Origin of the sequence: Microbacterium paraoxydans (assembly GCF_018224615.1) — a bacterium.
In the GTDB taxonomy this organism is placed as follows: domain Bacteria; phylum Actinomycetota; class Actinomycetes; order Actinomycetales; family Microbacteriaceae; genus Microbacterium; species Microbacterium paraoxydans_B.
The window spans coordinates 43,793-57,477 of the sequence record NZ_JAGTUK010000001.1 but is presented as its reverse complement, the minus strand read 5'-3'; the positions used below and the strand labels follow the sequence as shown (position 1 = coordinate 57,477).

Annotated in this window: 11 protein-coding genes; 1 reads left to right on the top strand and 10 read right to left on the bottom strand. The window is 71.0% G+C overall.

Annotated elements, in window-relative coordinates; all coding sequences use genetic code 11:
* Nucleotides 1–45 precede the first annotated feature (45 nt).
* From KE274_RS00275 to KE274_RS00235, 9 genes are all read right to left on the bottom strand, one after another.
* Nucleotides 46–1,089, bottom strand: a complete 1,044-nt coding sequence (locus tag KE274_RS00275; protein ID WP_211539685.1) for an ABC transporter ATP-binding protein — start codon at nt 1,087–1,089, stop codon at nt 46–48.
* The gene (locus KE274_RS00270) at nt 1,089–1,889 is read right to left on the bottom strand and encodes an ABC transporter permease (RefSeq protein ID WP_249185783.1); all 801 of its coding nucleotides are present in this window, start codon (nt 1,887–1,889) and stop codon (nt 1,089–1,091) included. Before KE274_RS00270 ends, KE274_RS00275 begins: the two co-directional genes overlap by 1 nt.
* A gap of 2 nt (nt 1,890–1,891) precedes the next feature.
* The gene (locus KE274_RS00265; protein WP_211539682.1) at nt 1,892–2,719 is read right to left on the bottom strand and encodes an ABC transporter permease; all 828 of its coding nucleotides are present in this window, start codon (nt 2,717–2,719) and stop codon (nt 1,892–1,894) included.
* Nucleotides 2,716–3,801, bottom strand: a complete 1,086-nt coding sequence (locus KE274_RS00260) for an ABC transporter substrate-binding protein (RefSeq protein ID WP_211539680.1) — start codon at nt 3,799–3,801, stop codon at nt 2,716–2,718. Before KE274_RS00260 ends, KE274_RS00265 begins: the two co-directional genes overlap by 4 nt.
* Before the next feature lie 46 nt (nt 3,802–3,847).
* Nucleotides 3,848–4,315, bottom strand: a complete 468-nt coding sequence (locus tag KE274_RS00255; protein ID WP_211539678.1) for a DUF3830 family protein — start codon at nt 4,313–4,315, stop codon at nt 3,848–3,850.
* Nucleotides 4,312–5,070, bottom strand: a complete 759-nt coding sequence (locus KE274_RS00250) for a gamma-glutamyl-gamma-aminobutyrate hydrolase family protein (protein WP_211539676.1) — start codon at nt 5,068–5,070, stop codon at nt 4,312–4,314. Before KE274_RS00250 ends, KE274_RS00255 begins: the two co-directional genes overlap by 4 nt.
* Nucleotides 5,067–6,557, bottom strand: coding sequence for an aldehyde dehydrogenase family protein (locus KE274_RS00245; RefSeq protein WP_211539675.1), 1,491 nt, complete (start codon nt 6,555–6,557; stop codon nt 5,067–5,069). The genes KE274_RS00250 and KE274_RS00245 overlap by 4 nt, the downstream gene beginning before the upstream one ends.
* Nucleotides 6,558–6,672: 115 nt before the next feature.
* A complete protein-coding gene (locus KE274_RS00240; protein ID WP_211539673.1) occupies nt 6,673–7,698 on the bottom strand; it encodes an Lrp/AsnC family transcriptional regulator in 1,026 nt (341 codons plus the stop codon).
* Nucleotides 7,699–7,822: 124 nt separating this feature from the next.
* On the bottom strand, nt 7,823–10,405 hold the full coding sequence (locus KE274_RS00235; RefSeq protein ID WP_211539671.1) for a purple acid phosphatase family protein: 2,583 nt from the start codon (nt 10,403–10,405) through the stop codon (nt 7,823–7,825).
* A 131-nt stretch (nt 10,406–10,536) separates the two neighbouring features.
* Between KE274_RS00235 and KE274_RS00230 the strand changes: the two genes are divergently transcribed.
* Nucleotides 10,537–11,964: a CCA tRNA nucleotidyltransferase gene (locus KE274_RS00230; protein ID WP_211539669.1), complete on the top strand. Its 1,428-nt coding sequence runs from the start codon at nt 10,537–10,539 to the stop codon at nt 11,962–11,964.
* A gap of 7 nt (nt 11,965–11,971) precedes the next feature.
* On the opposite strand, the gene treZ is transcribed toward KE274_RS00230, so the two are convergent.
* Nucleotides 11,972–13,681 carry a malto-oligosyltrehalose trehalohydrolase gene (treZ, locus tag KE274_RS00225; protein WP_211541649.1) on the bottom strand — a complete coding sequence of 570 codons (1,710 nt, stop codon included), beginning with the start codon at nt 13,679–13,681 and terminating at the stop codon, nt 11,972–11,974.
* Nucleotides 13,682–13,685 lie beyond the last annotated feature (4 nt).

Here is a 13,685-nt window from a genome sequence, read left to right as displayed (position 1 = left end):
CGCCGCTCCATAGGGGAGGGGCGCCGCGCGGCGAGGTCTCCGAGGTCAGGCGGCCGGGATCCAGAGCACCGCGCCAGGGCGCCAGCCCAGACCGGCCGGGCCCTCGGGGATGGGCTGCTCGTGGCGAGGGCGCACCACGCGCAGCCGCCGGCCGGACAGCTCCACGATGTACACGACGTCCGCGCCGCGGTACACGTGCGCGACGACCTCGACCGCCACCGGTGCGTCGGCACCGACCGTGGGTGCCAGGTGCAGGTCCTCCTGCCGCAGCACGACCTCGCCGAAACCGTCGGGGCCCGCACCCGAGAGCGGCACCTGCACCGCAGCGCCGTCGAGCGTCGCGACGGCACCCGACCGCGTCGCGGGGAGCAGGTTCGCCGCACCGATGAAGTCCGCCGCGAACGGCGTGCGCGGGGAGCCGTACAGCTCCGCGGGGGCGCCCTCCTGTTCGATCACGCCGCCGTTCATCAGCACGATCCGGTCGGACAGGCTCATCGCCTCCTCCTGGTCGTGCGTGACGAACACGGTCGTGAGGCCGAGCGTGCGGTGCAGCTCCTTCAGCTCCACCTGCATGTCCTCGCGCAGCCGGGCGTCGAGGTTCGACAGCGGCTCGTCGAGCAGGAGCACCCGCGGCTCGAACGCGATCGCCCGCGCCAGGGCCACGCGCTGCTGCTGGCCGCCCGACAGCTGCGCCGGCATCCGGTCGGCGAGGTGGCCCATCTGCACGCGCTCCAGCGCACGCACCGCCAGCTCTTTCTGCTCGGCCTTCGGCTTCTCCCCGGCCATGCGGAGCCCGAAGCGCACGTTCTCGACCACGCTCATGTGCGGGAACAGTGCGTAGCTCTGGAACATCATTCCGAGGTGCCGTTTCTCGGGCGGAAGCTTCGTGACGTCCTGGCCGGCGATCTCGATCGTGCCGCTCGTGGGCGACTCGAGCCCGGCGATGCAGCGCAGCAGCGTGGTCTTGCCGCAGCCCGACGGCCCCAGCAGCGAGACGAACTCCCCCGACCGCATCGAGAGGTCGATGCCCTTGAGCACCTTCGTCCCCTTGAAGTCCTTGGTGAGAGCAGTGATGGTGAGCGTTGTCATCAGACGAACAACCTTCCCAGGCCGATGATGCGTTCGAGGACGATCATGAGGACGACGGTGAGCAGGACCATGAGGGTCGACACGGCCGCCACGGTGGGCGACGTGCTGAACTCCAGCTGGCCGTAGATGGCGATGGGCAGGGTCTCCAGCTGCGGAGTGCGCAGGAAGAGGGCGATGACCGCATCGTCGAACGAGACGTTAAAAGCGAAGAATGCGCCGGCTGCGATGCCGGGGCGCGCGATGGGCAGCACCACCAGACGGTAGCGATTCCACGTGCTGGCACCGAGGGTGCGCGCGGCCTCCTCCGTGAAGTGATCGGCGCGGGTCATCACCCCCGTCACGGTGCGCATCACATACGGGATCGCGATCACCACGTGGATGGCGATCAGCACCCCCACGTTGGGCGAGCCGATCGTGAGCGACGCGATCGACAGGGCGCCGATCGCCAGGATGATCGTGGGGATCGTGAGCGGCGACATCAGCAGCGCCTGGATCGCGGCACCGCCGGGCACGCGGAACCGGGTGAGGGCCAGCGCGGCCGCCGTGCCGACCGCCGCGGCGATGATCGCGACCGTCACTCCCACCACGAGGCTGAGACGGAACGGCTCCAGGTACGTGTCCGACGTGAGCGCCTCCACGTACCAGTCGAGCGTGAACCCCTGCCCCGGGAACGTGAGGAAGCGGTTCTCACCGACGGAGGCACCGGCGACCACGAGCAGCGGGACGAGCATGTACAGCGTCACGACGACGCCGAGGAGGATCGCGAGGATCCGGCCGAGGATCGGAACGGAACGGACCATGGTCACACCTTCTGCTTCCCGAGCCGGGCCGTGGCCGCCAGCACCAGCATCACGCCAGCGAACAGCAGCACGGCCTGTGCCGCCGCGAACGACCAGTCGAGGTTGGTGGTCGCGTCGACGTAGATCGTCTGCGCGAACACGGGGATCTGTGAGCCGCCGATGAACCGCGGCGTGATGAACGAGCTCACCGACAGCACGAACACGAGCGAGGCGCCGGCGACGATACCGGGCACCGACAGCGGCAGCACCACGTGCCGCAGCGTGCGCCAGAACCCGGCGCCGAGCGTGCGCGACGCCTCCTCCAGCTGCGGCGTGATGCCGGAGATGACTCCGAGGATGCTCAGCACCGCGAACGGCAGCAGCACCTGCACCATCGCGATCACCACGCCGGTCTCGGTGCCGAGGAAGCCCTGCGTGCCGCCGACGAGGAACTCCGCGCCGGGGATCTTCATCATCAACCCAGACGGACCCATCAGCACCACCCACCCGAACGTGCGCACCACGACGCTCGTCATCAGCGGCAGGATCACCACGATCAGGAGGAAGGAGCGCACCTTCGAGCCGGCGCGGGCCATGATGTACGACAGCGGGATGGCGATCGCCAGGGTGATCACCGTCTGGATCACCCCCAGGCGGAGCGAACGCAGCGCCGCCTGGAGGTGATACTCGCTTGCGAACAAGCGGGTGAAGTTGTCGAGGGTGAACCCGCCTGCCGGCGATTGCACGCTCATGAGAAGCATGCCGGCCACCGGGGTGAGGAAGGCGAGCGCGAGCAGCACGATCGCCGGCAGGAGCAGGAGCCAGGGCTCCCTTCGGGTTCTGACGCTCATTTGGTGATCAGCGCATTCCACTCGTCGGTCCACGCCTGACGCGACGCGGCGATGTCACCGGGCGCGTAGACCACGACGTCGTCGAGCTCGTCGCCGGTCAGGACGGCCTCGGCCGCCTCCTCCGACAGCTCGGTCTTGGTGTTGACCGGGGAGTAACGCATGTTCTCCGCGAACACGGCCTGCGCTTCGGGACGCAGCTCGAAGTCGATGAACAGCGTCGCCAGGTCCGGGTTGTCCCGGCCTTCGACCACGTTCGCGGTGATGAGCGACGCCGTCGCGCCCTCCTCCGGGACGATGAACTCGACCGGGAGCCCCGCGTCCTGCAGCGTGCCCGCGTAGTCCATCGCATACGGGGCGAGCCACGTGCCGCGCTGTGCGAACGCGGTCTGCAGGTCGGGCGAGGTCGGCACCACGATCGCGTCTCCCGACGAGGCCAGCGCCCCGAGGTCGGCGATCGCCTCGGACGGGTCGTCGATACCGCCGCCGAGGGCGTCGGCCACGCGCAGCATCGACAGCACGCCGTACGTGTTCGAGAAGTCGGTCAGCGCGATGTGACCCGCGTACGCGTCGTCGAACAGGTCCTCCCACGAGGTGGGGGCGGGGGCGTCGGCCTCCGTGTTGTAGACGAGCCCGATCGGCGCGAGCTGGATCACGGGACCTTCCCCGCGCTCGAGACCGGCCGTGGCGACGTCGATCAGGTCGGCCGACACGGACAGGTCGTCGGCGGAGATCGGCGCGATCAGCCCCTGCTCGGCGGCGGTGAACTCCTGGCCGCCGGAGAAGTGCACGACATCGATCTGCGGGCTCGCCTTCTGGGCGGTGACCTGTGCGAGCGCATCGGCGCTGTACAGCGTGATCAGCTCGACCTTCGCGCCGGTCTCCTCCTCGAACGGGTCGACGACCGCCTCGATGAAGGCCTTCTCCCAGTCGCCGCCGAACGAGGTGACGACCAGGGTCTCTCCGGCGAACTCCTTCTCGCCGCCGGACGCGGAGGACTCGTCGTCACCGGCGGCGCAGCCGGCGAGGACGAGGGCACCGGTGGCGACGAGCGCTCCGGCGGTGAGGATTCTGCGGGTGTTCATGCACTGCTCCTTCGGGATGGGTCCAGCACGGGGGGAGGGGTGACGCTCAGACGCGTCCGATGGTGAGCTGCTTCGCTCCGTCGATGCGGATCGCGGCGCTCTCCTGAGCGAACTCCGCGAGTCCTTCGGTGATGCCGGCCCAGATGTTGACGGGTGTCCATCCGAGCGGGCCGAGAATACGGGCACCACGATCGTAGAAGACGCCGATCTCGTACCACTCGAACGGCAGTCCGCCCATCTGCATCGGACGCTGCCAGTACCACTGCAGGTCGCCCGGCGCGGGCACCACCTGCTGGTTCTCGGCGGGCACGGCCTCGGGGTCGAAGTTCTGCGCCTCCTCGGGCAGGCCGACCATCACCTCGGGCCCGGCGTACATCGCGTGCATGGCCTGCATGGTGACGGGCTTCTCCAGTGCACCCCACATGGCCTCGCACGTGCGAGGGGCGAGGTCCTCGAACAGGGTGGCGACGGCGCGGACGCCGTTCTCGTACTCGAGGAAGACCTGCTTGGTCATCGTGTTCCTTTCTGGGCGACGGACGGTTCCGTCGCACGTTCGCGGGCGGCCTCGACGAACGCCGCGAACAGCGGGCGCTCCTCGGCGGCCTCATCGGGGTCGATCAGCTTCTCGGGATGCCACTGCACCGCCCAGAACGGCCAGTCGCCGTCGGCCTCGACCGCCTCGACGATGCCGTCGGGGGCCCAGGCGACAGGCCGGAGGCCGGGGGCGCTGACCTCGACCGACTGGTGGTGGATGGTGTTCACGGTGCGCTCGGTCGTGCCGTACAGCGCGGCCAGGCGGCTGCCCTCGGCGAACGTCACGGGGTGCCGGGCCGACAGCTGCTCGTCGGCGCCGCGCACGGGGTGGTGGTGCTCCGTGGCGGGGATGTCGACCATGAGGGAGCCGCCGAACGCGACGGTGCTCACCTGCAGGCCACGGCAGATGGCGAGCACGGGCAGCCCGCGGTCGCGCGCACCGAGCGCGAGTGCGATCTCGTAGCCGTCGCGGGCGCTGTCGTACGTCTTGCCCTCCTGCGGCGCGGCGCCGTAGCGCGAGGGGTGCACGTCCTCCCCGCCCGACAGCACGAGCCCGTCGAGCCGGTCGAGCACCTCGTCGATGCCCGCCGTGGGCGGCAGCAGCACGACCGCGCCGCCTGCGACCTCGATCGGTGTCGCATACTCGGCGCCGAGCGTGTGCGCGGGGCGGCCGGTGCCGAGGTCGGTGTCGATGGAGCGGCGCCAGGTGGTGATGCCGATGAGCGGGCGGGTCACGACAGCTCGATCCACGTGGTCTTCAGGTCGGTGAACTTCTCCAGGGCGTGCAGGCTCTTGTCGCGCCCGAAGCCGGAGCCCTTGACCCCGCCGAACGGAATGGTCATGTCGCCTTCCTCGAAGCAGTTGACCCATACGACCCCGGCTCGCAGGCGGCGCGAGAGGGTGTGCACGGCGTTGAGGTCGGTGCTCCACAGCGCGGCGGCCAGACCGTACTCGGTGCCGTTCGCGATGGACAGGGCCTCGTCCACGTCGTCGTACGCGATCACCGAGAGCACGGGGCCGAAGACCTCGCGCTGCGCGACCTCGTGCTGCGGGGTCACGCCCAGCACGACCGGGGCGAAGTAACTCCCGCCCTCGACCGCGTCGAAGCGTTCGGCTCCGCCCGCGGCGAGCTCGGCGCCCTCGGCCTGAGCGCGCTCGACGAACCCGGCGATCCCGGCGAGCTGCTTCTCGCTCACGATCGCGCCCATGGAGGTGCTCACGTCGAACGGGTCGGCGGGTAGCGTCGTGCGGGCGACCTCGGCGGCGATCTCCAGTGCGCGGTCGCGCTGCGCTCGCGGCACGAGCAGGCGCGACGAGGCCGTGCACATCTGGCCCTGGTTGTAGAAGCAGCCGTCGGCGGTGGCGCGCACGGCCCGCTCCAGGGCGGCGTCGGGCAGGACGAGGCTTGCGGTCTTGCCGCCGAGCTCCGGCCACACGCGCTTGCCGTTGGAGGCGGCCGCGTAGCCGAGGAAGCGGCGGCCGACCTCTGGCGAGCCGGTGAAGGTGACCACGTCGACGTCGGGGTGCTCACCGAGCGCGCGGCCGGCGATGTGCCCCGCGCCGGGGGTGACGTTGAGCACGCCGGCGGGGATCCCCGCCTCGAGCGCGAGCTCCGCCAGGCGCAGGGCGGAGAACGTGGTGTGCTCGGCGGGCTTGAGCACGACGCTGTTGCCGACGGCGAGGGCGGGGGCGAGCTTCCATGCGGTCATCGTGAGGGGGAAGTTCCACGGCACGACGGCGGCGACCACCCCGGCGGGCTCGCGCGTGACGAGGGCCAGGCTGCCCGGCGCGGTGACGGGGATCTCGTCGAGCACCTTGTCGGCCGCCTCGCCGTACCACCGGAAGCAGGTGACGACGGCGCGCAGCTCGGTCTGCAGCGCTTCGCGCACGGGCTTGCCCATCTCGAGCGAGATCGTGAGGGCGAGCTCTTCGGCGTTGTCGTGGATGCGCTGGGCGAAGGCGATCAGGCGCTGGCCGCGCTCGCGGGGGGCGAGGCGCGACCACACGCCGGAGTCGAAGGCGACGCGGGCGGAGCGGATGGCGCGGTCGATGTCGGCGGGGGAGGCGGCGGCGATCGTGGGCAGCGTGCGTCCGTCGCGCGGGCTGACCGGGGCGAGCGGTTCGGCGGCGCCGTCCTCCCAGGCGCCGTCGATGAACATGCGGGTGCGCAGGGTGAGCGTCGCCGCGCGGTGCGCCCAGTCGTCTCCAGTTGCCGTGAACACGGTCGTCCTCTCCAGGGGTGATGGCCCTGGAGAGGATACTCGCCCTATTTCGCCACTGGGTCAAGCCCTGACGAACGATCTCGCCACTTCTTTACACTCTCATAACAGAATCGGCCTACAAGCGGATCGCTCCCGTCGGCACGTCCTGTGCCAGCGCCTCGGGCGCCTCGTCGACGATGAGCGAGCCGCGCAGCACCGGCGTGATCACCACGAGCGACTCCACCACCTCGAGCCCGTCGTGCCCCGCGACCGCCGGACCGGTGAGGAAGTCATAGAACGCATCGGCATCCGTCACCAGCACGTTCATCAGCAGCTGCGACGTGCCGGTGGTCGCGACGATGAACTTCACCTCGGGGGCCGCGGCGAGAGCCGTGCCCACCTTCTCCAACCGGTCCATCGGCACGCGCAGCCACACCAGCGCCTCCAGGCCGAGGCCGAACAGGCTCGGCACGATCTCGGTGCGCGGATGCATCAGGCCGCGACGGTTCAGCGACTCCATGCGACGCCTGGTCGTCGTCACGTTCAGGCCCAGCGCGCGCGCCAGCTGCGCCACCGGCATCCGCCCGTCCTTGAGCAGCAGCCGGATCAGTGCCTCCTCGTCGTCGCTGAGCGCGTCCGCCGGATCGACCTCCGAGCCCGACGACTCGTCGAGCATGCGCACCTGCTCGTCGGTGAGCACGCCCACCCGCCAGTCGTGCCCCGAGCGGAAGAACTTCAGCACCGTGGTGACGTTGATCGAGGCGATGCCGTCGACCTCGGGGAAGTCGGTGAACAGCAGCTCCCTGATCGACGCGTCGTCGTGGGGGAGGAGCATGCCCGCGATGTCGCTGCTGCCCTCCAGCACCGACACCGAGGACGCGTCGGTGCGGCGCGCGAGCGTGCGGGCGACGTGCCACAGAGCGTGCGGCTCGGTCGTGATGCGGAACAGCACGGCGCGGGCATGCAGGACCCTGGCCGGGTCGACGTAGGTGGACACGCGCACGAGTCCCCGGTCGAGCAGGCGCTGTCCGCGGCGGGCGACCGTGCGCTCCGGAAGGTCCACCACTCGGGCGATCTCACCCCACGACGCGCGGCCGTTCACCTGCAGCGCCGCGGCCACGATCCGGTCGGTCTCGTCGGCCATCACATCGTTCGCGGGCACGGGTTCTCCTTCGCGGGGTTCGGGCACGTGAAGGTTATCCCAGGACAACGACCGGCCGCGGTGGTGCGCACGCACGACGGCGCCGCCGGAGCCGAAGCCCCGACGGCGCCGCTGCGAGAGGGGACTACTCGGCGTCGGTCCGCTCCGCCGTGTCGGCCGGGGTGACCGTCGCGGCCGCGGTGGCCGCGGAACGACGGCGGCGCAGTGCGAACAGGCCAAGGCCCGCCGCGAGCAGCACGACCGCGGCGACGATGAACGGCACGCTGTCCGCACCCGTCGTCGCGAGGTCGCCGTCTGCTCCGCCCGAGCCGCCCTGGCCCGGCGCGGTCGCCCCGCCGCCCGCGGCTGCGGTGACCGCGAGCGCCGCCGTCACCTCGGTGCCGTCGGGCAGGATCACCGCGAGGGTGTGCGCCCCGGCGGGGGTGCCGGCGGGGATCGTGACCGTGCGGGCGAAGGACCCGTCGGCCGCGGCCGTCACGGTGCCCAGCGACACCGGGTCGGACCGGAGCTCGAGCCGCAGCTCGGCACCCGCCGCGAAGCCGCTGCCCGACACCTCGACCGTGCCCCCGGCGACCACCGACGACGCGCCGAGCTCGACCGTCGCGGTGGGCTCCGGCTCCTCGGTGACCGGCGGAGTCACGCCCGCCTCGGTCACCCACTTATCGCCCGCGTCGGACTTCGTCACCGTGAACGTGTCGTACACCGCGCCGACGGGCAGATCGGTGCTCGCCGTCGCCGTCTTCTCCGCCAGGTACGACCGGTACACGAGCTGGTTCTTCGACACGTCGATCACCTGATACGTGGTCACGCCCTCGCCGCGCAGCACCTGGGTGGCGCCGTTGTTGGTCCAGACGTTCTTCTCCGGCGTCTCCAGGTCGTAGTGCTTCGCACCCGAGTTCGACACCACGTACACCGGGCCCGTCGTGAGACCGGGGGTGTCGGTCGCGTCGGCGTTCACATAGCCGCGGGCGTACGTGTGGTCGTGGCCCATGAGCACCAGGTCGATGTCGTTGCGCTGGAACACCGGCAGCCACTCGGCGCGCAGCACCGGCTCGTTACGTCCGGCCGACGCCGAGAACACCGGCTGGTGGAACGTCACCACGTTCCACTTCGACGGGCTGTTCTGCAGCAGCAGGTCGAGCCACGCCCCCTGGAAGCGCGTCCACAGCGTGCCCACCTGGGCCGAGGGGCACTCCGCCCCGCTGCACGAGGGCAGTCCGGCCGGGGTGAGGAAGGTCGTGTCGCGGGTGGCGTTCAGGGTGATGAAACGCACGCCCTGGTAGTCGGTGTAGTACGCGGTCTCCGCCGCGAACGCGCTCCAGTGCTCGAAATACGCACGGTACTGCTGCGCCACGGGGGAGTCGCCCTTCGCGAGGTCGGCCAGCGTCCCGATCGAGCTCATCGAAGGATTGTTGTGCGGGTACTCGAACGCCGCCTTCCACGCCGTGAGCAGCTTGTCGCCCGAGTACTCGTGGTTGCCCGGGGCCGCCATCACGTTCGTGCGGACGGCCGAGTCCTCCATGCCCTTGAACCAGTTGAGCCACTCGTTCTCGTTGCTCGACGTGTTGATCAGGTCGCCTGCGTGCACGGAGCCGATCGACCGCGGGGCGTTGGCCTCGGCCTGCTTCACGACGCTCGGCCACGTGGTGTCGAGTCCGATCTGGGCGTCGCCGTAGTAGATGAACTGGAAGTCGGTCGCGGCGGGGTCGGCCGTGCGGAACTCGAACCAGTCGCTCCAGCTGCCGGGCAGACCGACGCGGTAGCGGTAGGCGGTCGCCGGGGTGAGGCCGGTGACCGTGGCGGAGAAGTGCTTGTTCGGGTTGCCGTTCACCACTCCCGCGTCGTACGCGTCGACCGTGCGGGTGTCGCCGCCCGCCGCCGCGCCGATCTCGACCTGCCCGACCGTGTGGGAGGCGTCGCCGGCGAGCCACGAGAACGACTGCGACACCGCCGGCTGCTCCGTCGGCGTGAGGATCACGCGCGTGGGCGGCGCGACCACCGGGGTGCCGGGCTCGGAAGCGGGCACGAGCGTGAGCGACGACATGTCGAAGTAGATGTCGGAGCTGGTGGCGCGATCCTGGAACAGCGACACCGCGATCGTGTTGGTCCCGTCGTGCAGCAGTCCGCCTTCGGCGCTGAACGTGCTGGTGAGCGGGTCGCCGTTCGAGTCGCCCGCGTACTCCACGTTGGTCGTGTCGGTGATGCGGCCGTCGACGTAGCGCGCGACCTCCGTGCCGTTGAGCCACACCACGAGGGCGTCGTCGTAGGTGACGGTGCTCTGCAGCGCGGCGACCTGCTCGGCCACACCGGTCTCGAGCTCGAACGTCGTGCGGAAGAAGTAGGTGGGGACGGTGGGGGCCTTCACGCCGTCGAGGTAGTGGTTCAGGAGCGTCTTCGGGGTCTGCGGTCCGACCGCGGCGAGAGCGCCGTTCTTCGCTCCGAAGCTGCCCGGTGCCGTCTTCCACGCGCTGTCGTCGTAGGCGGCCAGGGTCCAGTCGCGCAGGGCGGCCGGGGCGGGAGACGGGTCCGAGCCGTCGTCGAGGTAGCGCCACGCGGTGTCTCTCGTGATGAGCGAGCCGGTCGGCACTTCAGGATCGGGCGCGGCGAGGGCCGCGGGAGCGACGACGGCGCCGCCGAGCACGGCGAGCAGCGCGACGGACGTGAGTCCGCGACGCCGCCACCGCACCGCAGGGGTGGGGGAGGTCATGTCAGTCCTTCGTGGGTGGGGATCCGTGCTCAGCCGCACGGGGCCCGCCCAGCCCATCGAAGCCGGATGACCGCGACCTGACGCCCAGGCGACGGGCAGGTGAACGTGGTCGTCCCGGTACGCTGGAACCCATGCTCAACATGGCCGACGGCCTCGCCCGTCTCGGCGCGCTCGCCGAGAATCCCGTCGTCCGCACCCTCGCCGCGGCGTTCGCCGAGGCCGGGTTCGAGCTCGCCGTCGTCGGCGGACCCGTGCGCGACGCCTTGCTCGGGCGGGAGACCCACGACCTCGACTTCACCACGAACGCGTCCCCGGACGAGATCCTCGCGATCGTGAAGCCGGTCGCGTCCGCCCACTGGGACATCGGTCGCGCGTTCGGCACCATCGGCGCGCGCGTGCGGGGCGAACAGGTCGAGATCACGACGTACCGCGCCGACAGCTACGATGGCGTCACCCGCAAGCCCACGGTCGAGTTCGGCGACACGATCGACGGCGACCTGGCGCGGCGCGACTTCACCGTGAACTCGATGGCGCTGCAGGTGCCCGCGGTCAAGCTGATCGACCCGACCGGTGGCGTGGAAGACCTCGTGGCCGGAGTGCTGCGCACACCCGCCGACCCGCGGGTGTCGTTCGGCGACGACCCACTGCGGATGCTGCGGGCGGCACGGTTCAGCGCCCAGCTCGGGTTCCGCGTGGACGACGACACGGCCGCCGCGATCACCGAGCTGCGTGAGACGCTGCGCATCGTGAGCCCGGAGCGCATCCAGTCCGAGCTCGTGCGGCTGATGCAGACCGACGACCCCGTGCGCGGCATCCGCGTGCTGGTCGACACCGGGCTCATCGAGGAGTTCCTGCCCGAGGTGAGCGAACTGCGCCTCGAGGTCGACGAGCACCACCACCACAAAGACGTCTACGAGCACTCGCTCACGGTGCTGCGTCAGGCCATCGCGCTGGAGCACTCGCGTCACCCCGGTGCGGCGCCCGACGTGCCGCTGCGCATCGCCGCCCTGCTGCACGACATCGGCAAGCCCCGCACCCGCAAGCTCGAGCCGGGCGGCGCCGTCACGTTCCACCACCACGACGTGGTCGGCGCGCGCATGGCCCGGAAGCGCCTGCAGGCCCTGCGCTTCGACACCGCCACGACCGACGCGGTGGCCACGCTCATCGAACTGCACCTGCGCTTCTTCGGGTACGCCGAGGGCACCTGGACCGACGCGGCCGTGCGCCGCTACGTGCGCGACGCCGGCGACCTGCTCGAGCGCCTGCACATCCTCACCCGCGCCGACGTGACCACCCGCAACAAGCGCAAGGCCGCCCGGCTCGCCGCCGCCTACGACGACATCGAGTCGCGCATCACGGCGCTGCGCGAGCAGGAGGAGCTCGACGCCCTGCGGCCCGAGCTCGACGGCAACCGCATCCAGCAGGTGCTGGGCATCACACCGGGCCGGGAGGTCGGCGAGGCGTACAAGTTCCTGCTCGATCTGCGCCTCGACGAGGGTGTGCTCGGGCCCGAGGTCGCCGAGCAGCGCCTGCGCGAGTGGTGGGCCGCGCGCGGCTGAACCCCCGTCAGACCGCGACGATCGCGGCGCTGTCCGGTGGCAGGGTGAGCGTGCCCTCATCCCGCGTGAGCGCCGCGGTCGCCAGCAGCACCGCCGCGTCCGGATGCACCGCGAACACGGCTCGCACGGGGGAGAGGTTCACCAGCACCGACACCGCACCGCGGTCGATGCGATAGACGCGGTGCTCCGGGCGGCCGTCGACCTGCCGCACCTCCACCGTGAGGTGCGCGGTGTCAGGGTCGGTGAGTTCCGGTCGCGCTCGCCGCAGCCGTGCCAGGTCGCGGTACAGCTCCTGCAGGCGGGCGTGCTCGGGCGCCGCGGCCTCGTCCCAGTCGAGGTGCGAGCGCGCGAACGTGTCCGGGTCCTGCGGGTCGGGCACCGCCGCCGGGTCCCAGCCCATGCGCGCGAACTCCGCCGTGCGTCCCTCCGCGACCGCGCGGCCCAGTTCGGGCTCCGGGTGCGACGTGAAGAACTGCCACGGCGTCGTCGCCCCCCACTCCTCACCCATGAAGAGCATCGGCGTTCCCGGGGCCGTGAGCGTGAGCACCGCGGCGACCGCGAGCCGGTCGGGCGACAGCGTGGCGGACAGCCGGTCGCCCGCCGCCCTGTTGCCGATCTGGTCGTGGTCCTGCGCGAAGGTCACCAGGCGCCACGACGGCACCTCGGGCGGGATCGGCGCCCCGTGCGGACGGTCACGGAACGACGAGAACGTGCCGTCGTGGAAGAAGCCGCGGTCGGTCACCTTCGCCACGGCCTCCGCGTCGGCGAAGTCGGCGTAGTACCCCGCGGTCTCGCCCGTGAGCGCCACGTGCACCGCGTGATGCCAGTCGTCCGACCACTGCGCGGTGAGTCCGTAGCCTCCCGCCTCGCGCGGCAGGATCAGCGTGGGGTCGTTCAGGTCGGACTCCGCGATGAGCGTCAGCGGGCGGTTCTGATGCGCCGAGAGCGCGTCGACCCGTTCCGACAGCTCGCGCAGCACGTGCACGGGCTGCCGATCGTGCAGAGCGTGCACGGCGTCGAGCCGGAGTCCGTCCACGTGCAGGTCGCGCAGCCACATCAGGGCGTTGTCGATGATGTACGCGCGCACGGCCGGCTCGTCGAGGTTCACCGACTCACCCCACGTGTTGCTCTCGCCCTCGCGCAGGTACGGCCCGAACAGGGGCAGGTAGTTGCCGCTCGGTCCGAGGTGGTTGTAGACCACGTCCTGCACCACCGCGAGGCCTCGCGTATGGGCGGCGTCGACGAACCGCTGATACGCGACGGGTCCGCCGTAGCCCTCGTGCACGGCGTACCAGAGCACCCCGTCGTAGCCCCAGTTCCACCGGCCGTTGAACGCGTTCATGGGCAGCAGCTCCACGTGCGTGACCCCGAGCTCGACCAGATGGTCCAGCCGCGTCACCGCCGCGTCGAGCGTGCCCTCCGGAGTGAACGTGCCTACGTGCAGCTCGTAGATCAGGCCGCCCGCCAGCTGCCGCCCGGTCCAGTCCCGGTCGGTCCACGCGAACGCCGCGGGGTCGAACGCGGCGGACGCCTCGTGCACTCCGTCCGGCTGCCGTCGTGACCGCGGGTCGGGCCGCAGCTGCTCGTCGTCGCCGATCAGGAAGCCGTAGCGCTCGCCGTCCGCGAGGTCCGCGTCGCCGCGCCACCAGCCGTCGGCCGCCGGTTCCAGTTCGACGTCGCTCGCCGCGCCGTCCGCCGCGAGCCTCCGCAGCCGCATCCGC

Excerpts from the sequence above, each read along its gene's own strand:
- KE274_RS00275 (WP_211539685.1), bottom strand. The coding sequence starts at position 1,089 with ATGACAACGCTCACCATCACTGCTCTCACCAAGGACTTCAAGGGGACG.
- KE274_RS00270 (WP_249185783.1), bottom strand. The coding sequence starts at position 1,889 with ATGGTCCGTTCCGTTCCGATCCTCGGCCGGATCCTCGCGATCCTCCTC.
- KE274_RS00265 (WP_211539682.1), bottom strand. The coding sequence starts at position 2,719 with ATGAGCGTCAGAACCCGAAGGGAGCCCTGGCTCCTGCTCCTGCCGGCG.
- KE274_RS00260 (WP_211539680.1), bottom strand. The coding sequence starts at position 3,801 with ATGAACACCCGCAGAATCCTCACCGCCGGAGCGCTCGTCGCCACCGGT.
- KE274_RS00255 (WP_211539678.1), bottom strand. The coding sequence starts at position 4,315 with ATGACCAAGCAGGTCTTCCTCGAGTACGAGAACGGCGTCCGCGCCGTC.
- KE274_RS00235 (WP_211539671.1), bottom strand. The coding sequence starts at position 10,405 with ATGACCTCCCCCACCCCTGCGGTGCGGTGGCGGCGTCGCGGACTCACG.
- KE274_RS00230 (WP_211539669.1), top strand. The coding sequence starts at position 10,537 with ATGCTCAACATGGCCGACGGCCTCGCCCGTCTCGGCGCGCTCGCCGAG.
- treZ (WP_211541649.1), bottom strand. The coding sequence starts at position 13,681 with ATGCGGCTGCGGAGGCTCGCGGCGGACGGCGCGGCGAGCGACGTCGAA.